Source organism: uncultured Pseudokineococcus sp., from assembly GCF_947495735.1.
Lineage (GTDB): Bacteria > Actinomycetota > Actinomycetes > Actinomycetales > Quadrisphaeraceae > Pseudokineococcus.
Map to the genome: position 1 here is coordinate 147,565 of NZ_CANMAA010000001.1, position 22,947 is coordinate 170,511.

General features: G+C 74.8%; 15 protein-coding genes. 8 read left to right on the forward strand and 7 right to left on the reverse strand.

Annotation, left to right across the window (positions count from 1 at the left end):
* The first annotated feature begins 111 nt into the window (after positions 1-111).
* From Q0848_RS00580 to Q0848_RS00600, 5 genes are all read left to right on the forward strand, one after another.
* Positions 112-2,724: a rhamnogalacturonan lyase gene (locus tag Q0848_RS00580; protein ID WP_299033300.1), complete on the forward strand. Its 2,613-nt coding sequence runs from the start codon at positions 112-114 to the stop codon at positions 2,722-2,724.
* A 94-nt stretch (positions 2,725-2,818) separates the two neighbouring features.
* Positions 2,819-3,955 (forward strand): LacI family DNA-binding transcriptional regulator, encoded by a 1,137-nt coding sequence (locus Q0848_RS00585; protein ID WP_299033303.1) that lies wholly within the window; start codon positions 2,819-2,821, stop codon positions 3,953-3,955.
* A 28-nt stretch (positions 3,956-3,983) separates the two neighbouring features.
* Positions 3,984-5,159 (forward strand): hypothetical protein, encoded by a 1,176-nt coding sequence (locus Q0848_RS00590; RefSeq protein WP_299033306.1) that lies wholly within the window; start codon positions 3,984-3,986, stop codon positions 5,157-5,159.
* A gap of 231 nt (positions 5,160-5,390) precedes the next feature.
* A complete protein-coding gene (locus tag Q0848_RS00595; RefSeq protein WP_299033309.1) occupies positions 5,391-6,965 on the forward strand; it encodes a UxaA family hydrolase in 1,575 nt (524 codons plus the stop codon).
* A complete protein-coding gene (locus Q0848_RS00600) occupies positions 6,965-8,446 on the forward strand; it encodes a mannitol dehydrogenase family protein (protein WP_299033312.1) in 1,482 nt (493 codons plus the stop codon). Before Q0848_RS00595 ends, Q0848_RS00600 begins: the two co-directional genes overlap by 1 nt.
* Positions 8,447-8,509: 63 nt before the next feature.
* Here Q0848_RS00600 and uxaC read toward each other — a convergent pair whose 3' ends face one another.
* The 7 genes from uxaC to Q0848_RS00635 form a co-directional block, all read right to left on the reverse strand.
* The gene (gene uxaC, locus Q0848_RS00605; RefSeq protein WP_299033316.1) at positions 8,510-9,931 is read right to left on the reverse strand and encodes a glucuronate isomerase; all 1,422 of its coding nucleotides are present in this window, start codon (positions 9,929-9,931) and stop codon (positions 8,510-8,512) included.
* Positions 9,932-9,974: 43 nt separating this feature from the next.
* Entirely contained in the window at positions 9,975-11,324 is a 1,350-nt protein-coding gene (locus Q0848_RS00610) for a Gfo/Idh/MocA family protein (protein WP_299033318.1), read from the reverse strand.
* A 76-nt stretch (positions 11,325-11,400) separates the two neighbouring features.
* Positions 11,401-13,371 (reverse strand): DUF6807 family protein, encoded by a 1,971-nt coding sequence (locus Q0848_RS00615; RefSeq protein ID WP_299033321.1) that lies wholly within the window; start codon positions 13,369-13,371, stop codon positions 11,401-11,403.
* Positions 13,372-13,422: 51 nt separating this feature from the next.
* Complete coding sequence (locus Q0848_RS00620) at positions 13,423-14,400, reverse strand: carbohydrate ABC transporter permease (protein WP_299033324.1); 978 nt, start codon at positions 14,398-14,400, stop codon at positions 13,423-13,425.
* Entirely contained in the window at positions 14,393-15,352 is a 960-nt protein-coding gene (locus Q0848_RS00625; protein ID WP_299033327.1) for a carbohydrate ABC transporter permease, read from the reverse strand. Before Q0848_RS00625 ends, Q0848_RS00620 begins: the two co-directional genes overlap by 8 nt.
* A gap of 2 nt (positions 15,353-15,354) precedes the next feature.
* Positions 15,355-16,644: an ABC transporter substrate-binding protein gene (locus Q0848_RS00630; protein ID WP_299033330.1), complete on the reverse strand. Its 1,290-nt coding sequence runs from the start codon at positions 16,642-16,644 to the stop codon at positions 15,355-15,357.
* Between the two features lie 124 nt (positions 16,645-16,768).
* Complete coding sequence (locus tag Q0848_RS00635) at positions 16,769-19,387, reverse strand: glycosyl hydrolase (RefSeq protein ID WP_299033333.1); 2,619 nt, start codon at positions 19,385-19,387, stop codon at positions 16,769-16,771.
* Between the two features lie 506 nt (positions 19,388-19,893).
* Here Q0848_RS00635 and Q0848_RS00640 point away from each other — a divergent pair.
* From Q0848_RS00640 to Q0848_RS00650, 3 genes are all read left to right on the forward strand, one after another.
* Positions 19,894-20,751, forward strand: coding sequence for a sugar ABC transporter permease (locus Q0848_RS00640; protein WP_366146360.1), 858 nt, complete (start codon positions 19,894-19,896; stop codon positions 20,749-20,751).
* Positions 20,748-21,569 carry a carbohydrate ABC transporter permease gene (locus Q0848_RS00645; RefSeq protein ID WP_299033339.1) on the forward strand — a complete coding sequence of 274 codons (822 nt, stop codon included), beginning with the start codon at positions 20,748-20,750 and terminating at the stop codon, positions 21,567-21,569. Before Q0848_RS00640 ends, Q0848_RS00645 begins: the two co-directional genes overlap by 4 nt.
* A 62-nt stretch (positions 21,570-21,631) precedes the next feature.
* The gene (locus Q0848_RS00650) at positions 21,632-22,924 is read left to right on the forward strand and encodes an ABC transporter substrate-binding protein (protein WP_299033341.1); all 1,293 of its coding nucleotides are present in this window, start codon (positions 21,632-21,634) and stop codon (positions 22,922-22,924) included.
* Positions 22,925-22,947 lie beyond the last annotated feature (23 nt).

The following is a 22,947-nucleotide window of genomic DNA, read 5'->3' on the forward strand; positions in this document are numbered from 1 at the left end:
CCGGACAGCACCACCCGCACCACCCGACCCGACCCGTCCGACCTGACCGGACACACCCACGGGACCCACGGCAGCACCCTGGCGGGGCCCCCGACCGTGAGGAGCTCGACGATGAGCACGCGACCCACGACGACCGGCCACCGCACCACCCGCACCGTCGCCGCCGCTGCCGCGGCGGCGCTCGTCCTCGGCGCCGCGCCGGCTGCGGCGTCCCCCGCGCCGGGAGGGGCCTCCGAGCGCACCGCCGCCGCGGCTCCCGGTCCGCGCCCCCAGCTCGAGCTCCTCGACCGCGGCCTCGTCGCGGCCGTGACGTCCGACGGCGTCTTCCTGAGCTGGCGCCTGCTGGCGACCGAGGCCGGCGCCGCCGGCAGCGCCGCCGCCGTCGACTTCGAGGTCTCGCGCGACGGGCAGGTGCTCGGCACGGTGTCGGGCAGCACCAACTTCCTGGACGCGGACGGCGCTCCGGACTCGGTCTACCGCGTGGTCGCCGTCGTCGACGGCAGCCCGGTGGACCGCGGCGCCGAGACCACCCCCTGGGGGGAGGCCTCCCTCGACGTCCCGCTGCAGAAGCCGGCCGACGGCACGACGCCGGCGGGGGAGACCTACACGTACGCGGCCAACGACCTCAGCGTGGGCGACGTCGACGGCGACGGCCAGTACGAGTTGATGGTGACCTGGTACCCGTCCAACGCGAAGGACGTGTCGCAGAAGGGCTACACCGGCCCGACGATGCTCGACACCTACCGCATGGACGGCACCCTGCTGGCCCGCATCGACCTCGGCGTCAACATCCGCTCGGGTGCGCACTACTCCCAGCCGCTGGTCTACGACTTCGACGGCGACGGGAAGGCGGAGCTCATGGTCAAGACGGCCCCGGGCACCCGCAGCACCACCTACCGCGACGGGCAGCCCGTGGCGGAGCGCCACATCACCATGCCCGCCGAGGACCTCGCCGCGGGCTGGTCGCACGAGGACGACCTCCGCCTGTCCGCCGAGGAGTACGCGGCGCACCTGGCCGACGTCTTCCAGGGCTGGCACGCCCACCCGGAGGTCGTCGCCGGGAGCTGGCCGGCGACGATCGAGGAGGCGCTGGGCGTGGAGGGGGAGCCGGCCTCCTACCCGCTCTCGCGCGAGGACGCCGAGGCCCTCGTCGACCACTTCATCGACGTCTACGCCCCCGCGCGCAGCAGCCGCAACGACCTGCGCACCCTCGAGGGGTTCGTGCTCGACGGCCCCGAGTACCTCACCGTCTTCGACGCCGGCACGGGCGAGGAGCTCGACACCGTCCGGTACGAGCCCGGCCGCCACGACGACGGCCTCATGTGGGGCGACTACGCCATGTCCCGCATCGAGCCGGGCAACCGCGTCGACCGCTTCCTGTCCGGCGTCGCCCACCTCGACGGGGACCGCCCCTCGGCGATCTTCGGGCGCGGCTACTACACGCGCGCCGTGGTGGTCGCCCACGACTGGGACGGCGAGCGGATCTCGACGCGCTGGACCGCCGACAGCGGCTGGACGCCGATGAGCAACCCGTTCGACGACGGGCCGCACGGCGTCGAGGGCACCGACCCCGAGCACGGGACCCTGACGACGCAGGGCTTCCACTCCCTCAGCGCCGCGGACGTCGACGGCGACGGGCGGCACGAGGTCGTCTACGGGTCCGCCACGCTCGACCACGACGGGAGCCTGCTGTACAGCTCGTACGACGTCATGCCCGAGGGCAGCGCGACGCCCGGGGTCCGCGCCAAGCTCGGGCACGGCGACGCCATGCACGTCGCCGACATCGACCCCGAGCGCCCCGGCCTGGAGATCTTCAGCGTCCACGAGGGCGGCGCCTACGCGCCCTACGGCTGGGCGCTGCGCGACGCCGCGACCGGCGAGGTCCTCGCCGGCGAGTACTCGGGGCGCGACACGGGCCGCGGCATGGTCGGCGACGTGCTGCCGGAGGTGCCGGGGCTGGAGATGTGGGCGTCGATGCCCGGGCAGGCCGCGGGCGAGATCCTCACGGCGCGCGGCGAGCCGGTGCAGGGGCCGCGACCCCTCGGCACCAACCAGAGCATCCGGTGGGCGGCCGACATGACGACGCAGGTCCTCGACAGGTCCGGCGACGGGACCCCCCTGGTGGTGGACGGGCGCCGCGGCGTCCTGCTCGAGGCCGAGGGGACGCTCACGAACAACGGCACCAAGGGCAACGCGGGCCTCGTCGCCGACGTCCTCGGCGACTGGCGCGAGGAGCTGCTCCTGCGCACCGAGGACAGCTCCGCGGTGCGCGTCCACCTGAGCACCGAGGTGACGGACCGCGGGATCCCGACGCTCATGCACGACCCGCAGTACCGGGCCGAGGTCGCGCGCCAGCAGACGTCCTACAACCAGCCCTCGTACCCGAGCTTCCACCTCGGGTCGGGGACCGACCCGGCGCAGGTCCCGGTCGCGGACCTCCGGGCGCCGGGGGCGCTCGACGCGCTGGCGCGCGTGCTCGAGGGCGAGGTTGCGAGCGGTGCCGTCTCCGGGTCCACCGCACGCCAGCTGCGGTCGGCTCTCGAGCAGGCGCAGCGCCACGACGACGGCGGCCGGGAGGCCGCGGCCGCCCGGGCGCTCGACCGCTTCCGGGCGCTGCTCGGGCGCCCGGCGGCGTCGGCCCAGGTCGACGAGGACGCCGAGAGCGTCCTGGACTTCCAGGCGCGCGCCACGGCCCGGCTGCTCGACGGTGCGCCGCGCGGCTGAGCCCTCCGCCGCGGCGACCCTCGGGGTCGCACCCCTGCGCCCGGCCGCCGGTAGCGTCGGCGGCCGGGTGCAGGGCCCGGGCCGGGAGGGTGCCATGGCGAGCGTCAAGGACGTCGCGAGGTCGGCGGGGGTCTCCGTCGGGACGGTGAGCAACGTGCTCAACCGTCCCGAGGGCGTGAGCCCCGTGCTGCGCGAGCGCGTGGAGCGCGCCATCGCCGACCTCGGCTTCGTGCGCAACGAGTCGGCCCGCCAGCTGCGCGCCGGGTCGAGCCGCACCATCGCCGTCGTCGTCCTCGACGTCGCGAACCCCTTCTTCGCCGACGTCGTCGCCGGCGCGGACGAGGCGGCCGACGAGCAGGACGCCCTCGTGATCGTCTGCAGCAGCGCCGGTTCCGCCGAGCGCGAGGCCCGCCACCTGCTCCGCCTGGAGCAGCAGCGGGTGATGGGCGTGCTGCTGAGCCCGGTGCAGGACGCGGCGGGCCCCGCGCTCGCGGAGGTCCGCCGCCGCGGGACGCCCGTCGTCCTCGTCGACCGCGGCACCCCCGACCCGGACCAGTCGTCGGTCGCGGTGGACGACGTGCGCGGCGGCGCGCTGGCGGGTGAGCACCTGCTCGCCCTCGGGCACCGGGAGCTCGGCTTCGTCGGGGGGCCGCTCGGCCTGCGGCAGGTCGACGAGCGCCTGCAGGGACTGCGGTCCGTGGCGCCGGGAGCGGACGTCCGGGTGGTCGAGAGCGCCGGGACCTCGGTCCGGGCGGGCTCGCAGGCGGCGGCCCAGGTCCTGGGCCTGCCGCCGGGCGAGCGGCCCACGGCGCTGTTCTGCGCCAACGACCTGCTGGCCATCGGCGTGCTCAACGAGTGCCTGCGGCGCGGGGTCCGCGTCCCCGAGGACGTCGCGCTCGTCGGCTACGACGACATCAGCTTCGCGGCGACGACGACCGTGGCCCTGACCTCCGTGCGCCAGCCCCGCGAGCTGCTCGGCCGCACCGCCGTCCGGCTGCTGCTGGACCAGGTCGGCGACGGCCGCGGCCCGTCCGCGGCTCGGACGCGGACCGGCGCGCCCACCCGCCGCGGCGAGCAGGTCCTGTTCGCGCCGGACCTGGTGGTCCGCGCGTCGACGACCGGTCCGGGGCGGACGGCGACCTCGGCGCGCGGGCGGCCGGCGACCGGCACGGCACCGCCGCGGGAAGCGGCTGACGCGGTCGGTGGACCAGGGCCGCAGGGGCGCGCGTGAGGGCTCCCCTGCGCCGGCGAGGTGCCCGATGACCTCCGCGGCCGACCTGAGCGCCTTCGTCCGGCGCCATCCGCCGGCGCGGCCGCCCGCCCCGGGAGCCCCCCTCGTCGACCGCGTCCGGGGAGCGCTCGGCGTGCCGGCGGACGACGGCACCGGCGACGCGGGACTGCGGGACGTCCACGTCGAGCGCTCCTGGCGCTCCGCCGGCGTGCGGGGGCAGGAGCTGTCGTGGGACCCCGGCTTCGGCGCGCGCACCCGCGCGTGGCTGCTCCTGCCCGAGGGCGCGGACGAGCCGCTGCCGGCGGTGCTCCTCGCCCACTGCCACGGCGGGCTCAAGCGCTGGGGGAGGGAGAAGGTCGCCGCCGGTCCGGGCGGGGTGGAGCCCCCGTCCGTCCGGGCCGCCCGCGAGAGCGGCTACGGCGGTCGCCCCGTGGCCGAGGACCTCGCCCGCCGGGGGTTCGCCGTCCTGGCCCACGACGCGTTCGGCTGGGGCAGCCGGCGCACCGCCGTCGACGACATGCCGCCCCGGGTCCGCGAGCTCGGGGCCGACCTCGCCGAGCTCGCCGAGCGCCGTGGTCGGCCCTGGGACGCCGCGCGCCGCTACGAGGCGATGGCGGGGCTCCACGAGCACGAGCTGGCCAAGCAGTGCGGGGCCCTGGGCACGTCCTTCGCGGCGATGGTGCTGCGGGAGGACGCCGCGGCCCTGGGGGTGCTGGCGAGCCGTCCGGAGGTGGACGCGCGCCGCACCGCCGTCCTCGGCTTCTCGGGCGGGGGCTGGCGCGCAGGGGTGCTGGGAGCGCTGGACCCGCGCTGCTCCGCGGTGGGGGTCGTCGCGATGATGAGCGGGATCCCCGAGACGCTCGAGGACCACGTGCACCGGCACACCTGGATGTTCTTCACCCCCGGGCTGTGGCAGGTCTGCGACTGGCCGGAGCTGGCGGGGTCCAGGGCGCCGCGGCCCCTCCTGGTGCAGTACGGGCTGCGCGACCCGCTCGTGCCCGTGGAGGGCGCGCGGCGCGCCCACGAGGACCTGCAGCAGCGGTACGCGGCCGCCGGTGCGGCGAGCGCCTACCGCGGAGAGCTCCACGACGTCGGGCACGTGTTCGGGCCCCGCCAGCAGGCCGCGGCAGCCGACTGGCTGGCCGAGGTGGCCGGCCGGGCGGGGGAGCGGGGGGCGCCCGGGGGGCGGGCGGCCCGGCCTTGACAGGGCCGTGCGCGCGCCGGGAGGGTGGAACGGTTCAGCGCGTGGTCGCCGCCCGCGCGTCGCGCCACCCGCACCCCGGCGCGAAGGACGCCCGGACCGGCAGAGCCGCCGGGCGCGGCCGACGACGCGCGACGCCGCGGACCGCAGGACCACCCGCCCCCGAGCGCGTGGTGGCGGCCCCGGTGCGTGCGACAGCTGCCCGGCGCCACCAGGTCTGCGGAGGAGAGAGCGATGACGACGACACCAGGAGCCGCACCGGCGACCAGGGCCCCCGCAGGTCCGCTGCTGCGCCTGGCCCCCGGTGACTCGGTGGCCGTGGCCCGCCAGGACCTCGTCGCGGGCGACGAGGTGGCGGTGGACGACCGGCGCGTCGTCCTGCGCGACGACGTCCCCGCGGGCCACAAGGTGGCCCTGGAGCACGTCGGGACCGGGCAGCCGGTGCGCAAGTACGGGCAGCTCATCGGCCTCGCCTCCCGCGACATCACCGCCGGTGAGCACGTGCACGTGCAGAACCTCGCCTTCACCGCCTCCGGTGCGGGCGCCGACCTCGCCGTCGGCGCCGACGCCCGGCCGACCGCGCTGGTCCCGCCGGCCGAGCGCGCGACCTTCCAGGGCATCGTCCGCGCCGACGGCCGGGTCGCGACCCGGAACTACGTCGGCGTGCTGACCACCGTGAACTGCTCGGCCACGGCGGCACGGCGCATCGCCGACACCTTCCGCCTGCCCGGGGCGCTGGAGGAGTTCCCCGGGGTCGACGGCGTGGTGGCGCTGACCCACGGCACCGGCTGCGGCATGGACGCCCGGGGCGAGGGCGCGGCCCTGCTGCGCCGCACCATCACCGGCTACGCCCACCACCCCAACTTCGCCGCGCTGCTCGTCATCGGCCTGGGCTGCGAGGTGAACGAGATCGCCGCGCTGACGCAGGGGTTCGACCTGCCGCCGGGCGTGCCGGTCGTCGCCATGACGATCCAGGAGCTGGGCGGCACCGTCCGCACGGTCGCCGAGGGCGTCGCCAGGGTGCGCGAGCTGCTGCCCGCGGTCGGCGCGGTCCGTCGTCAGCCGGTGCCCGCCGGCGAGATCGTCCTGGGGCTGAACTGCGGCGGCAGCGACGCCTGGTCGGGCGTCACCGCGAACCCCGCGCTCGGCGTCGCCTCCGACCTCCTCGTCGCCCAGGGCGGGACGTCGGTGCTGGCGGAGACGCCGGAGGTCTACGGCGCCGAGCACCTGCTGACGCGCCGCGCAAGCAGCCCGGAGGTGGCCGAGCGCCTGATGGAGCGCATCCGCTGGTGGGAGCGGTACACGGCGGCGTCCGGGGGCAGCATGGACAACAACCCCTCCCCGGGGAACAAGGCCGGCGGCCTGACGACGATCCTGGAGAAGTCCCTCGGCGCCGTGGCCAAGGGCGGGTCCAGCGAGCTCTCGGCGGTGTACGAGTACGCCGAGAGGATCAGCCGGCGGGGCTTCGCCTTCATGGACACCCCCGGCTACGACCCGGTCTCGGTGACCGGCCTGGTCGCCGGCGGCGCCAACGTCGTCTGCTTCACCACCGGACGGGGGTCGGTGTTCGGGTGCAAGCCGGCGCCGAGCATCAAGCTGGCGACCAACTCCGACGTCTTCCGGCGGATGGGGGACGACATGGACGTCGACTGCGGGCGGGTCCTCGCCGGCGAGCAGACGGTCGAGGAGGCCGGCCGGGAGATCTTCGACCTCGTCCTGGAGGTCGCCTCGGGCCGCCGCAGCAAGAGCGAGGAGCTGGGCTTCGGCGACGAGGAGTTCCAGCCCTGGCAGCTCGGGGCGGTGATGTGATGCGCCGCCTGGACCTGGACTCCCTGGGCTCGGTGGAGCCCGCGCTGCGCCCGCGCGTCGACCCCCGCTCCCTGGGCGTGGGCGTCGTCCACCTGGGGATCGGCGCCTTCCACCGGGCGCACCAGGCCGTGTTCACCGAGGACGCCGTCGCCGCCGCCGGAGGTGACTGGGGCATCGCCGGGGTCACCCAGCGCAGCGCGGACGTCGTCGAGCAGCTCCGCCCGCAGGGCGGGCTGTACTCCGTCCTCGAGCGCGGCGAGGCCGGCACGGCGCTGCGGGTGGTCGGCAGCGTGCGCGAGCTGCTGTTCGCCGCCCGCGAGGGCGAGCGGCTGCGAGAGCTGCTGGCCGCCCCCAGCACGCGCCTGGTCACCCTGACCGTCACCGAGAAGGGGTACCGCCACGACCCCGCCAGCAGGCGGCTGCGCCTCGCCGACCCCGAGGTCGCCGCCGACCTCGCGGGCCGCGCCCCGGGCTCCGTCGTGGGCCAGCTCGTGCGCGGGCTGCAGGCGCGGCGCGCGGCCGACGCCGGACCCGTCACGCTCCTGTCCTGCGACAACCTGCCGGCCAACGGGGCGGTGCTCGCCGGGCTCGTGGCCGACTTCTGCGCGGCGCTGCCGTCGGCGGAGGGGGAGCCGCTGGCGGAGTGGATCACCCGGTCGGTGCGCTTCCCCTCCTCGATGGTGGACCGGATCGTCCCCGCGACCACGCCGCAGGACCGCACGCGGGCGGCGGAGCTGCTGGGGCTGGACGACCGCGGCGTCGTCGTCACCGAGCCCTTCCGGCAGTGGGTCGTCGAGGACGACTTCGCCGCGGGCCGTCCGGCGTGGGAGCGGGCGGGCGCGGTGCTCACCGCCGACGTGGCGCCCTACGAGGCGATGAAGCTGCGGCTCCTCAACGGCGCCCACTCGACGCTCGCCTACCTCGGCGCCCTGGCCGGCCACGAGCACGTGGCCGACGCCATGCGCGACCCCGGGCTGGCCGAGGTGGCGTCCCGGCTCATGGCCGAGGACGCGGTCCCGACGCTGGCGGTGCCCGACGGCTTCGACCTGCGCGCCTACCAGCAGGACCTCCTGGACCGCTTCAGCAACCCCGCGCTGCGGCACCGCACGGCGCAGATCGCGATGGACGGCAGCCAGAAGCTGCCCCAGCGGCTGCTGGGCACGGTCGCCGACCGCCTCGCCGCGGGCGCCCGCCCCCGTGCGGCGTGCCTCGGGGTGGCTGCGTGGATGCGGTGGGTCTCCGCCGGGCGGACGGACGACGGCCGTCCGGTCCACGTCGACGACCCGCTGGCCGAGCGCCTGCAGCAGCTGACGGCCGGGGCGCAGGACCCGGCGGCGGTCGTGGACGCCCTCCTGGGGCTGGAGGAGGTCTTCGGGCGCGAGCTCCCCGCCGACCCGGTCTTCCGCGAGCTCGTCCTGGACGCCCTGACGGCGCTGTCGCGGGGCGGGGTGGCCGAGGCCGTGCGCGAGCTGGTGGGCTGACCCGCAGGACGGCGGGCGGGGTGCCCTCCGGGGGCGGTGGCGGACCACCGCCCCCGGAGGGGCTCAGCCGGCGCGCGGGGCGTAGGCCTCGCGCGGGATCGTGGTGGTGAGGTCGACGGCCGTCTCGACCGCCTCCTCCGCGGACAGCTGGCCGTCGCAGACCAGCTGCGCGAGGTAGCCGCTGTCGACCCGGCGCGCCAGGTCGTGCCGGGCGGGGATCGAGGCGAAGGCCCGGGTGTCGTCCACGAACCCCGCGGTGTTGTAGAAGCCCGCCGTCTCCGTGACGGCCTCGCGGAAGCGGCGCATCCCCGACGGGCTGTCGAGGAACCACCACGGGACGCCGAGCCGCACCGACGGGTAGACGCCCGCCAGCGGGGCGAGCTCCCGGCTGTACGTCGTCTCGTCGATCGTGAAGAGCACGCACCGGAAGCCGGGGTCGGTCCCGAAGGCGGAGAGCATCGGTCGCAGCCCGGTGGCGAAGTCCACCGGCACCGGGATGTCGAAGCCTCGGTCCGGGCCGAAGCGCTCGGCGACCACCGGGTCGTGGTCGCGCAGCACGCCGGGGTGGATCTGCATGACCAGGCCGTCGTCCCGGCTCATCCGCGCCATCTCGAACAGCATGTGCGCCGCGAAGGCCGCGGCCTGGCCCGGCTGCAGCGCGCCCGTGCGGGCGGCGGCGTAGGTGCGGGCGGCCTCCGCGCCCTCCATCGGGGTCGTGTCCGCGTGCAGGTGGCCGTGGTCGCTGGCCCGCGCGCCGGCCCGGAGGAAGTCCTCGCGGCGCTGGCGCAGCGCCGCGAGGTAGCCGTCGTAGTCACCGGTGTCGACGCCGGACACGGCGGCGAGCTCCTCCACGTCCTGCCGCCAGGTGGGACGGTCGAGGTGCACCAGGGCGTCGGGGCGGAAGGTCGGCACGACCGTGCCCGACCACCCGGACGCGGCGATGGCCGCGTGGTCCTCCAGCCTGCTGGTCGCGGGGTCGGTCGTCGCCAGCAGCTCCAGGCCGAACCGGTCGAAGAGCGCCCGCGGGCGGAACTCGGGCCGGCCGAGGCAGTCCACCAGCTGGTCGTAGATGTCGTCGGCCGTCTCCGCCGACGGCTGCACGCGGACGCCGAAGACGTCGTGGAGCTCCTGCTCGAGCCAGTACCGGCTGGGGGTGCCCCGGTACAGGTGCCAGCCGGCGCAGAAGCGACGCCAGATCGCCCGGCCGTCGGTCTCCACGGGGCCGCCGTCGCGGCGGGGCACGCCGAGGTCCTCGAGCCGCGTGCCCTGGGAGACGAGCATGCGCGTGACGTAGTGGTCGGGGACCACGAGCAGGCTCGCCGGGTCGCCGAAGGCCTCGTCGCGGGCGAGCACGGAGGCCTCGACGTGCCCGTGCATGCTGATCAGCGGCAGGCCGCGGACGGCGCCGTAGATCTCCCGGGCCACCGCCCGCGCGTGCGGGTCCGGCGGCAGGATCCGGTCGTCGTCGAGCTGCAGGGGGCGCACGGGGGCTCCAGGTGGTGGGAGGGGGTCGGCGGGGCCGAGGCGGTCAGAGGGCGAGGAGCTCGTCGACCTGCACGGGCCGGCCGGTCTCGAAGGACCGGTTCGCGGCGAGCCCGGTGAGGAGGGAGCGCGCTCCGTCCAGCTGCGTGGAGGCGCGCCCGAGGGGGTCCTCGACGCCGCCGGGACCGAAGATGTCGGCGAGCATGCGCTCGTCCCCGCCGCCGTGCCCGGCTCCGCTGGTGTCCGGGAGCTCGAGCTCCACGGGGCGCTCCCACAGCCGTCGCAGCGTGAGCCGCGACCCGCCGGCGGCCTCCGCCTCGTCGGCGCCGTGGAGGGCCTCGCCCTTGGCGCGGCCCGCGGTGGCGGCGTCGACGAAGCTGTTCTCGACGACGTCCAGCTCGAGGCGTCCCTCGCTGCCGTTGATCGCGACGTGGTAGCCCTCCCAGGGGGAGTAGGCCGTGAGGTGGTAGCTCATCGTCGCCCCGCTGCGGTAGCGGACGGCCACCGCCATGTCGTCCTCGATGGTCACCCCGGGCGCGAAGACGTTCTGGTCGCGGTGGTAGCCGTCCTCGTGCTGGGCGTCGAGGTAGAGCGCCTTCAGGCTCGGCGAGCTCTCCAGGTGCATCGCGAAGGGGTCGTCGGCGGCGGCCGCGGCGCCGTGCGCCGAGGTGTAGTCGCGCGCCAGGCCGCGACGGGCGCCGTTCTCGTCGCCGTAGAAGAACAGCCGGCCCAGGCCGAAGACGACGTCGGGGGAGGAGGCGATCCACCAGTTCACGAGGTCGAAGTGGTGCGTGGCCTTGTGCACCATCAGGCCGCCCGAGTTCGCCTTGTCCCGGTGCCAGCGGCGGAAGTAGTCCGCACCGTGGCGGGTGTCCAGCAGCCACTCGAAGTGGACCGAGCCCACCTCGCCGATGGCGCCGGAGGCGATCACCTCGCGCACCTTGGCGTGGGCGGGGTTGTACCGGTAGTTGAAGGTCACGACGAGCTTGCGGCCGGTCTCCTCCTGCGCGTCGAGGATCCGCCGGCACCGCTCGGCGTCCACGGTCATCGGCTTCTCGGTGACGACGTCGCAGCCGGCGCGCATCGCCGCGACGATGTACTCGTCGTGCGTGCGGTCGACCGTGGTCACCACCACGGCGTCCACCCGCTCCGCCTCGAGCATCGCCGTGAAGTCCGCCGCCCCGTAGGTCGGCACCGCCGGCAGCCCGTGCTCGGAGGTGAGCGCCGCGTTGTGGACGTCCATCCGGGTCTGGTTGACGTCGCACAGGGCGACCAGCTCGGAGGTGTCGGCGTGGGTGCTCGCCAGGGCGCGCACGTACATCTGCGCGCGCCCGCCGAGCCCCACGATCGCGTACCGGGTCCGGCGTGCGGGAGGAGCGGCGTGGTCGTCGGTCATCGGAGGTCCTCCGGGGTTCGGTGGGTGGGGCGGGACCGGGAGCGGTGCTCGTCCGGGCCCGGGCTGCGCGACGCGCTCACACGAGCGCGGCGCGCAGCTGGTCGGCGAGCGCGGCCGCGGACGCCCGGTCCAGGCGTCCGTCGGCCACCGCGACGTCGAAGCGCCGGGTCAGGGGCTCGCCCGCCGGCAGGACGAGCGGGCTGTCCTGCGCGAGCGACGAGCCGATGCCCGGGTACTCGGCGGCGCGGACGAACCAGGGGTCGACGTCGCCGGCCGGGCCCGGTGCCGCCACGAGGACGACCGTCGCCGGCCCGCTCGTGCCGGGGCCGGCCCAGAAGTCGGCCGACCACGCGATCCAGGGCGCGGCCCGCCCGTGGACGGCCTCCTCGCCGGAGGCGGTGGCCGTGAGCACCCGGACGTCGTCGCAGGGGGGGAAGCGCCAGAAGAAGCCGCCGTAGCCGGCGCCCGCCCTGCCCCCGCTGCCGGGCGAGCCGAGGACGGCGCCCGTCTCGCTCGTCAGCGCCGAGGCGAAGGTGAGCCGCCAGGTCCGGTCGTCCAGGGGCGCCCAGCGGACCGTGCGCTCCTCCCGCAGCCGCACCGCGCCGTGGGGCCCCGTCCAGGCGAGGTGCTGGCGGAAGCCGTCCGGCAGCGCCTCGGGCGCCTCCCCGACGACCGTCCCGTGGTCCTCCCGCAGCACGTACCCCTGTCCGTGGACGTAGGTCCCGCCGCCCCAGAAGTTGGTGCCGTCCACGTCCGGCACCGCCATCCCGGCGCCGGTGTGCCAGTCGTGGTCCTTCGGGTGGGTGGCGGTGACCACCACGCCCGCGAGGGTGCGCACGGGGTGCAGCACCGGGCGGGGGCTGGAGGTGGGGATGGTGCCGCGGCCGTCGCGGTACTCGGCGACCGCGGTCCCGCCGACCTCGGCGCGGACCAGCACCTCGTCCCGGAGCGGGTGCGCCCAGGGGGCGCCGAGCTCGGCGAAGGTGCGCCCGGTCGTGGCGGCGCGCTCGACCCACTGCTCGACGTCCTCGACCACCGCTCGGCGCTCCGACCCCTCGCCCTCCCAGCGGATCGCCCGGGGGTCGATGCGGACCGGCTCGTCGGCGCGGGCGACCTCGTCCAGGACCCGCATGAAGGCCCCGGTGCTCTCCAGCGGCACGAGGAGGGGGCTGCCCTGGCGCCGGTGGGCCAGCAGGTCCTCCAGGAGGTCGGTGCGCCGCGCGGTGACGGCGCGGGTCGCGCCCTCGACCTCCACCTCGATCCGGTCGGTGGTGTAGGCGAGCCTGGCCCGGCCCCGGACGCCCTCGACGACGAGCTCGGGCTCGCTCTGGGTGGCGGCGCAGAGGGTCAGCGCGCAGGTGACCTCGGCGCCGCTGGTCGTCTCCACCCGCACGACCGAGGTGTCGTCGCAGTCGACGTCGTTGGCGCGGTACAGGTCGGCCACCACGGAGGCGACGTCGTCCCACCGGCGGGCGCCGACGACCGCCAGCGCCGTGGCGACGGCGTGGGCCAGCGGGTTGGTGACCACCCCGTCGACCACCGCCCGCCCGCGCTGGCTGCGCAGCCCCGCCCACGGCGAGCGGTGCCAGTACGCCACGGCGCGCGACCACGTGCCCGTGGCGCCGACCCGGGTGACGGGGCCGATGCCCAGCGCGTCGGTCGCGAAGAGCGCCGGGACGTCGGTGCCCAGGCTCTGGAAGCCCACCTGGACCACCCGCCCGGTCGCCTGCTCGGCGTCGAGCAGCCGCTGGAAGTCCTCCGCGGTCGCCACCGGCGGCTTCTCCAGGAGGACGTCGGCGCCGGCGCGCAGGGCCGTCTCCGCGAGCCGGTGGTGGTCCCCGAGCGGCGCGGCCACCACCACGACGTCCACGGGCCCGACCTCCGCGAGCGCGTCGTCCAGCTCGACGTGCAGCGGCACCCCGGGGCAGCTCTCCGGCGGGGCGAAGGGGTCGACCGCGGCGACGAGCTCGACGAGCCCGCGCTCGGCCAGACCGGCGATGCGGGCCGCGTGCACCTGCCCGAAGCCGCGGACGCCGACGAGGACCACCCTCGCCGGGGGAGCGAGGTCCCCCGGCCGCGGGTCGGCGCTGCCCGGCACCTACTTGCCGCCCGTGGTCGCGATCCCTCGGACCAGGAACTTCTGCCCGAACAGGAAGGCCAGGAACAGCGGGACGAGCGAGACGATCGACATGGCGAACATGGCGCCCCAGTTGCTGCCGCTCGTCGCGTCCAGGAAGGAGCGCAGGGCCACGGGCACCGTGTACATGGACGGGTCGGTCAGGTAGATGAGGGGCGTGAAGAAGTCGCTCCACGTCCACAGGAAGGTGAAGACGGCGGTCGTGGCGATCGCCGGCCCCATGAGGGGGACGATGACGCGGCTGAAGATCTTCCAGTGCCCGCAGCCGTCGATCCGCGCCGCCTCGTCCAGCTCCTTGGGCAGGCCGCGGATGAACTGCACCATGAGGAAGACGAAGAAGGCGTCGGTGGCGAGGAACTTCGGCAGGACGAGAGGGATGAAGGTGTTCACCCACCCGAGCTGGTTGAAGAGGATGTACTGCGGCACGACGATGACGTGGATCGGCAGCATGATCGTCAGCAGCATGATGGCGAACCACATCGTGCGGCCCCTGAACTGCAGCCGCGCGAAGGCGTAGGCCGCCAGCGAGCACGAGACCAGGTTGCCGACGACCGCTCCCGTCACGACCAGCGCCGAGTTGAGCATGTACTGCCCGAAGGGGTTCGAGAGCGCGTACCAGCCCTCGGCGTAGTTCTCGAGGTACAGGTCGCTGACCCACAGGCCGGGCTCGCGGAAGATGACGTCGGTCGGGCGCAGCGAGCTGGCGATCATCCACAGCAGCGGGTAGATCATGAGCAGGCTCGCGGCCACGAGGAGCAGGTGCTTGACCAGCGACCTGCCCCGCGCGCGGGCGGAGGAGCCCCTGCCCGGGCCGTCGGGGACCCCGGGGCCGCTGGAGCGCCGGTCCGGCGACCTCTCGTCCCCGCGCGTGGTGCCGGCGGCGGCTCCGGCGGCAGCGCTGGTGGCCGTGCTGGCGGAGTGGCTCTGGAGATCACTCATCGTAGAAGACCCAGTACCGTGAGAGGAAGAAGTTCAGGGCGGTCAGGACGCCGACGATGATGACCAGCAGCCACGCCATCGCGGAGGCGTAGCCCATCTGGAAGTCGGTGAAGCCCCGCTGGTAGAGGTACAGCGTGTAGAAGAGCGTCGAGTCCGAGGGGCCGCCGGTCCCGTTCGAGACCACGAAGGCCTGCGTGAAGGACTGGAACGCCCCGATGACCTGCAGCACGAGGTTGAAGAAGATGATCGGGGAGAGCAGCGGGAGCGTGATCTGCACGAAGCTGCGCCACCGGCCCGCCCCGTCGACCGAGGCCGCCTCGTAGTACATGCGGGGGATCTGCCGGAGCCCGGCCAGGAAGATGATCATGGGCGAGCCGAACGTCCACACGTGGAGCAGGACGATCGTCCACAGCGCCGTGTCCGGGTCGGAGATCCACCCGGTGGTGGACTCGACGCCGACGAGGGCCAGGACCTGGTTGACGAGCCCGCTGGTGCCGAACATCTGGCGCCACAGGATGGCGATGGCCACCGAGCTGCCGAGCATCGACGGCAGGTAGAAGACCGAGCGGTAGAGGGGCAGGCCCCGCATCCCCCGGTCGAGGAGCAGCGCGATCGCCAGGGCGAGGGCGAGCTGGATCGGCACCGACACGAAGACGTAGGTGAAGGTCACCCGCAGCGAGTTGTGCAGCCGCGGGTCCTCGAGCATCCGGGCGTAGTTGTCGAGCCCGGTCCACGTCGGCGCCTGGATGAGGCTGTAGTCGGTGAAGGAGAGGTAGAGCGAGGCCAGGAGGGGGCCGATGGTGATGACGACCAGCCCGACCAGCCACGGGAGCAGGAACAGGTAGCCGGCCTTGTTGTCGCGCCCGGCCTCCTTGGCCCGCATCCGGCGGTCCTCGGGGCTGCTGCCGGACTTGTCCCGGCGCAGGCTGGTGAGCTCGGAGATGGCGCTCATGGTCAGCCGGAGAGGTTGGAGCTGGCCTCGTCCACGAACGCCTGGGCGGCGTCCGAGGGGGTGGAGCTGCCGAAGAGGACGTCGGTGTAGGCCCGGAGGAAGATGGCCTCCAGGGCGCCGCCACCGGCCGGCGGGGCGCTCGGGGCGTCCGTGGTCTCGGGCTCGATGTCCGCGATGAACTGGACGACCCGCTGCTGGACCTCGGACAGCTCCGGGGTGATCGCGTCGCGGACCTCGGTGTTGGCGGGGATGCCGCGCTCGGCGAGGTTGATGCCGGCCGCCTCGGGCGAGTTCACCCACCAGTCGATGAGGGCCGCCGCCGCCTCCGGGTCCTCCGTGCGCGCCGAGGCGGACCAGAGCATCGAGGCCTTGTAGTAGGTCGCCCGGTCGGTGGCCGAGCCCGTGGAGCTCGGGTACCGGAGCAGGGTGAGCTCGGTGCCGGCGGCCTCGCTGAGCGCCTCGAGCTGGTTGGACCAGAAGGTCTGCATGGCTCCCGTGCCGACGGCGATCGCGCTCTGGTCGAGGCTCTTGGCGGCCTCCTCGCCGATCTGCGAGGGCGACCCCGTGGCGCCCGCCTCCTGGAAGCTGAGGGCCATCTCCAGCCACTCGGCCGCGTCGGCGGCCTCGAAGCCCAGGCCGCCGTCCTCGGAGAAGAGGGACTTGCCCTGCTGGCGCAGCCACAGCTCCAGGTAGTCCTCGCTGGCCCACACGCCCACGACGCCGAACGGGATGCCCGCCCCGGCAGCCACCTCCGCGCTGATGGTCCGCAGGTCGTCCCACGTCCACGTGGTGTCGTCGGGCATGGGCAAGCCCGCCTGCTCGAAGAGCGCGGGGTTGGCCATCAGGACGGGGGTGTTGATGCCCGCGTTGATGCCGTAGACGGCGCCGTCGATCTCGCCCGAGTCCGCCGTCCCCTCGGCGAAGGACGAGGTGTCGATGTCGTACTGCGAGAGGTCGAGCAGCGCGCCGCGGGCGCCGTACTCGCCGAGGTAGGCCATGTCCATCTGGATGACGTCCGGGGCGCTGCCGCCGGCGGTCTGGGTGGCCAGCCTGTCCCAGTAGCTGGCCCACTCACCGGGCTGCGCCGTGATCGACGTGCCCTCGTGCGACTGCAGGTAGAGGTCGATGGCCGCGGTGGTGTTGGCGTTGCGCGTCGGGTTGCCCCACCAGGCGAGGGCGAGGCTGGCGGGGCCGCCCTCGCCGCCGGAGCGGCCGCCGCAGGCGCTGAGGCCCGCCGTCGCGGTCGCGGCAGCGAGGCTGCCCCACAGGAACTGGCGTCGGTTGAGAGCCATGACGATCGGTCCTCCACGTTGAGGTGAATGCGCTTTCCGGAACGTAGGGGGAGGGGTCCGGCGGTGTCAACGACCGCCCGCGCCCAACCCGTCGACGCCGGGTCACGATGTCGCAGCCGCGGTGTCAGGAGGACCGGAACCGGAGAACCGGCACCGCCCGCAGCCCTGACGCGGTCGGCCGCCGTGCCAGCTCGAGGTCCTGGACGGTGCACCGCCACCCGTGCGCCCGGCGGGCCGCGGCGAGGTCCTCCTCGATCTCGGTGTTGGTCCTCAGGGCCGCCACGGCGGTGCTGAGGACCTCGACCTCGACGGTGTTCTCGCCCTCGGCGACCGCGCGGGTCACGTCGACGGCGAAGGGCGGCGCCCAGGCGGTGCCGCAGGCGACCCCGTTCACGGTCACCCGCGCGACCTCGCCCGCGGGCGCGGCGAGCGCCACGCGGTAGGAGGCTCCGCGGATCCCGGCGTCGTCGAGCGACCCGGGGTCGGAGGTCCGCGGCTCGCCCAGGTCGAGGACCACCCGCCCGGCCGCCTGCACGGCGCTCAGGCGCGCGGTCGTCCGGTAGACCGCGGCCCCGGAGTAGTCGCGTCGCGCCTCGTCCGACTCCCACGCGTGCGGCACGGCCACCGGCGCGGCCGCGCTCGGCGCGTCGGCGTACGCGACCGTCCACGGGCCGGCGAGGACGGCGGCGCCGTCCGGCTCGGCCGCGGATCGCGGGCGCGGCTCGTCCGGCCCGCCGTGGGGCGTGCCGTGCGAGACGACGACCGCTGCCTCGTAGGGGTGCAGGACCAGGGCGACGCCACCGTCCACGACCTCGCAGGGCAGGGACTCGCCGGTGAGGGGGTCCCACCGCTCCCACCCCGCACCGCCCGACCGCGGGGAGAACCGGACGGCGCGCACCGCGGGGCCGGTGTTGACGACGAGGTGGACGTCGGTCCCGCTCGTGCGGCGGTGGACGACGCCGACGTCGGGCGTCGCCGGGACGACGACCGCGTCGGGGGCGACCACGCGCCCGAGCGCCGCGGGCAGCTCCTGCGGCGCCGCGACGCGGGCCCAGCCCGGCCCCTCGGCGCTCCCCCCGGCGGCGACGACCGCGCCCCCGGCCGCGACGTGGGCCGCCAGGCGACGGGCCGACTCGGGAGGCAGGTGGTGGACGTCGGGCAGGACGACGACGCGGTACCGCGCCAGGTGTCCCTCGGCGAGGGCCGTGTCGTCGACGAGGTCGTAGTCGTAGCCGCTCTCGCGCAGCACCGCCGGCAGCTCCTCGCCGATGCGGGTGCGCGTGCTGCGCCACAGGTCGAGGTGCACGGCCCCCGTCGCGGGCGGCGGGCGGGTCGCGTCGGCGCTCGGGGCGTAGAGCGCCACGTCGACGACCGGTTCCCCCTGCCGCAGCAGCCAGCACAGCCGCTGGAGGTAGCGGGCCAGCTCCGGCATCACCGGCCACCACGGGTTGTGGTCCGACAGCGCGCCTGCGGCGTAGAAGACCTTCCCGGGCGCCTGCGCGCCCGCCGGGGAGTACGGCCACCCGTGGCCGACCAGCTGGTTGACGCCGAGGAGGAGGTGCTCGTGGGCCTCGGCCTTGAGGTCCAGGGGGGTGGCGGCGAAGGAGGGGGAGTGGACCCACGTCCAGGTCTCGGAGGAGACGACGTCGCGGCCGTGCAGGTGGGCTGCGGAGGTGGCCCACTTCGTCTGGGTCACCGACCGCCACCCCCACCCCTCGCCCTCGGGGAGGTCGACGTGGCGGTAGCTGCTGAGGGTGGCGGGCGGCGCCCCGTAGCTCTGCAGCCGGAACAGCACGTCGTGCTCGCGCGCCCACCGCTGGACGACGACGACGAAGTTCTCCTCGTAGAGCTCGCCCAGCGTCCTCGTGACGTCCGCCCGCACCTCCTCCGACGCCGGTCCGGGGGTGTGCAGCTGCCACAGGAGCGGCCTCAGGTCGTAGCCGCGCCGTGCGGAGAACTCCTCGAGCAGCGCGGGCGTCCAGTCCGCCCCGTACACCTCGAGGCTGTCGCAGAAGACCGCGGTGACGAGCTCCGGGCTCGCGGCGGCGAGGAGGGGGGCGGCGACGGCCGCGAGGTGCGCCTCGGTGGCGGCCCGGCTGCAGTGGTCGAGCACCGGCCCCTCGGCCCCGACGGCGGCTCGCTTGACGTTCTGGCCGGTCGGGCTCGAGGTGACCAGCAGGAGCCGGCGCGGGCCGGTGCCCTCCGGGACCTCCACGGCGCCGTCGCGGACCGCCACCTCGTGGTACTCGGCCACGACCTCCTGCACCGATCCCTCGGCCAGGTAGGCCGCGACGAGGACGTCACCGGGCCAGCCGCTCGGGACGGGCATGCGGCGCGCGCCGGGCGGGATCTCGCGCTCGTCCCAGCGCAGGCAGCGGGCGGCGTGGTCGTCGCCCACGTGCGGCCCCCCGAAGGACCAGCCGCTGCCCAGGGTCAGGTCGAGGCGCAGGCCGAGCGCGTCCGCGCGCTCGGCGGCGAAGCGAAGCCGCCGGAGGAAGACGTCGGAGAGGAAGCCCTCGTCCGCGTCCGCGCACGGCGCCACGGGGGAGGTGAAGGCGACCTCGACGCCGCCGATCCCGGCGGCCGCCATCGCCTCCAGCTCCCGGGCGAGCTCCGCCTCCTCGACGACGGGGCCGGGCCACCACCACCGCACCATCACCCGGCTCTCCGGCGGCGGTGCCCGGAAGCCCCGCCGCAGGGCGGCCAGGTCCGTCCCCGACGACGTCCCCGCTGGTCCCCGCACGGTCTCCACCTCTCGTCCCAGCGGCGGGCGCGACGTCGACGTCCGCACCGCAGCGCGCCGTGACCGGCGGTGGGCGGGCGCCGTGGCCGGCGCCGCTCGGTCCCGCGGACGCTAGTGAGGGCCCGGGCCCGCGGTCAACGGCCGGGCGCTGGGGCCAGCGGCGTCCCAGGGGCGACGCACCGCCGCGCGGCCGGGCTGGCCCCGTCGCCCGGCGGCTCCTCGTCGTGGCCCGGTCACGCGGCGCACCGCGATGCCGCCGAGCCTTGACCGCGGCGCCGGCGCGGTCCTACGCTCGCTTCCGGCTTGAAACGTTACAAGCGCGGGCGTCCGCGCCGTCGAAGGAGACGTTGCATGCGGCAGTCACCAGGTCCGCTCGTCCGCGCCCGGAGCCGCGGCGAGGCGTCGCCGTGAGCGCCGCCGGTGGCGCGGCGACGCAGGCCGCCTCGGGCGAGCGTGCGGCCTCCGCCACGGCGCCCCCCGGGCGGCGCCGGCGCCGGCGGTCGGCCGTGCCCTGGTGGTTCGTCGTCCCCGCCGCCGTCTTCTACGTGTTCGCCGTCGCGTGGCCGAGCCTCCAGGGCGCGGCGCTGTCGCTGACGGACTGGGACGGGCTCTCCCAGGAGCGCAGCTTCGTCGGGCTGGCCCAGTTCGAGCGGCTGATCGCGGACAGCGCGGCGACCGGCGCCATCTGGAACACGCTGTTCATCGCCGTGGGCATCACCGTGCTGCAGAACCTCGTGGGCCTGCTCCTGGCGCTGGGGGTGCACTCGAAGATCAAGAGCCGCAACGTCCTGAGGGTCGCGCTCTTCGCCCCGGCCGTCATCACGCCGGTGGCCGTCGGCTACCTGTGGCAGTTCCTGCTGGCGCCGCAGGGCGCCGTCAACGACCTCCTCGGCGCCCTGGGGCTGGGATTCCTCCAGCGCAGCTGGCTGGGTGACGGCGACCTGGCGCTCGTCGCCATCGTCGTGGTCATCATCTGGCAGTTCGCGGGCTACTCGATGGTCATCTTCCTGGCGGGCCTGCAGGGCGTCCCCGAGGAGATCCTCGAGGCTTCCCACCTCGACGGCGCAGGGGCCTTCCGGCGCTTCTGGTCGGTCGTCCGGCCGGAGCTCGCGCCGGCGCTGACCATCAACCTGATGCTGTCGGTCATCGGCGGGCTGAAGCTCTTCGACCAGGTCTGGGTGATGACCGGCGGCGGTCCGGGCAACGCGACGGACACGATGTCGACGCTCATCTACAAGAACGCCTTCCAGTTCAACGACTTCGCCTACGGCATCGCCATGGCGCTCGTGCTCACGGCCTTCGTGGCCGTGCTGTCCTCCGCCCAGTACCTCGGGCTGCGCCGGCAGCCGGGAGGGTCCTCGTGAACCGCTACTCGTGGCGCACCGGCGTCCTCGAGGCCGTCATGGTCGCCGTGGGGCTGCTGTTCCTCGTGCCCCTCTACGTCCTGGTGAACATCTCGCTGAAGGCCCCTCAGGGGCCGACCGAGCCGCTCGTCCCGGTGGGGCAGCCGACCCTGGTGAACTACGCCGACGCCTGGAACCAGGCCGGTCTGGGGCCGGCCATGGTCAACAGCGCCACGGTGACCGTCGTCAGCGTGCTGCTCATCGTGGTCTTCGCCGCGCTCGCCGCCTACCCGCTCGCCCGGGTGACGAGCCGTTGGTCCTCCTGGCTCTTCTACGCCTTCCTCGTCGGGCTCCTGCTGCCCTTCCAGCTCGCCCTCATCCCCCTCTACACGACGATGCGCGACCTCGGGCTCCTCGGGTCGGTGTGGGCGCTCGTCATCTACTACGTGGGGCTTCAGATGCCCTTCTCGATCTTCCTCTACACGAGCTTCTTGCGCGCCGTCCCCCACGACTACGAGGAGGCCGCCTCGATCGACGGGGCGGGTCCGCTGCGCTCCTTCTGGAGCGTCGTCTTCCCGCTGCTGCGGCCGGTGACGGGGACGGTGGTGATCCTCAACGTGCTCCAGGTGTGGAACGACTTCCTGACGCCGCTGCTCTACCTGTCCGGCAGCGCGCAGCAGACGCTCCCCGTGGCCCTGTTCACGTTCGTCAGCCAGTACGTGTCGCAGTGGAACCTCGTGTTCGCCGGGCTCGTCATCTCGATCGCTCCCATCCTCCTCGTCTACTTCCTCATGCAGAAGACGATCATCAAGGGCTTCGCCAGCGGCCTGAAGGGCTGAGGCCCACCGACCGTCCCCGCCCCGCACCCGTCCCGAGCCCCTCGCGTTCGAAGGAGAACGACATGAACCGGTCCCTGCGCAGCACCCTCGTCCCCGGCGCCCTGGCGCTGGCGCTCGTCGGCGCCACCACCGCCTGCTCCAGCGACGTCGCCGGTGGTGGTGCCGCTGGCGGTGGGGGCGACGGCCAGACCCTCGCGGTCGCGGCCACGACCAACGAGCAGGCGGCCATGGACGCCGTCATCGCCGACTTCGAGGAGGCGAACCCGGGAGTCACGGTCAACGCCACGTACTCGGCGCTGGACCAGTACCAGACCACCACCCGCACCCAGCTCTCCTCGGGCACCGCACCGGACGTCCTCTTCGTGTGGCCCGGCGACGGCAACCCGGTCGCGGTGGACGTCGTGGCACCGGCCGGCTACCTCGAGGACCTCTCCGACGAGGAGTGGGTGGCCGACCTGCCCGACGGCATCCGGCCCGTCGTGCAGGACACCGAGGGCGCGACCTGGATCGCACCGATCAGCTTCTCCGGCATCGGCGCCGTCTACAACATGACGGCGCTGGAGGAGGTCGGCCTCACGCCGCCGGAGACGTGGAGCGAGCTGCTGCAGTTCTGCGCCGACGCCCAGGAGCAGGGGCGCAGCGCGTTCGCCCTCGGGGCTCAGACGAACTGGGTGACGCAGCTCATCCCCTTCGCCCTGACCCCCTCGCTCGTGTACCGCGACAACCCGGACTTCGCCGAGCAGATGGCCGCCGGCGAGGCGTCCTTCGCGGACTCGGAGTGGACGACCGCGATGGACAAGAACCTCGAGATGCAGGAGGCGGGCTGCTTCCAGAGCGACCCGCTGGGCACGAGCTACGAGGCGACCCTCACCGCGGTCGCGCAGGGCGACAGCCTCGGTGTCATCCAGGTCAACTCGGCCGTCCCCGGCGTGCAGGGCGAGGCGCCCGAGGGCACCGAGGTCCAGCTCCTCCCCGTTCCCGCGACCGACGACCCGTCGGAGACCTGGATGGCGGGGGCAGCAGGCTCGTCCTACGGCATCAACGTCGACGCGGCGAACCCGGACCTGGCGCACCAGTTCCTCGACTACGTCATGTCGCCAGAGGGCACGAACACGTACGTCACGACGAACTCGGCGCTGCCGGCGATCCCGAACGACGACTTCCAGGTCGAGCCGTCGCTGGAGGCCCTGGCGCAGTACCAGGAGGAGGGCAGGACCTACCCCTTCATGGACCAGCAGTGGCCGAACGCCAGGGTGCAGCAGACGCTCTTCTCGGTCGCGCAGCAGCTGCTGGGCGGGCAGACGGACGTGCCCTCGGCGCTGGCCGCGATGGACGAGGCCTACGCGCAGGGCTGAGCCGACACGGACCGGTGGCGGAG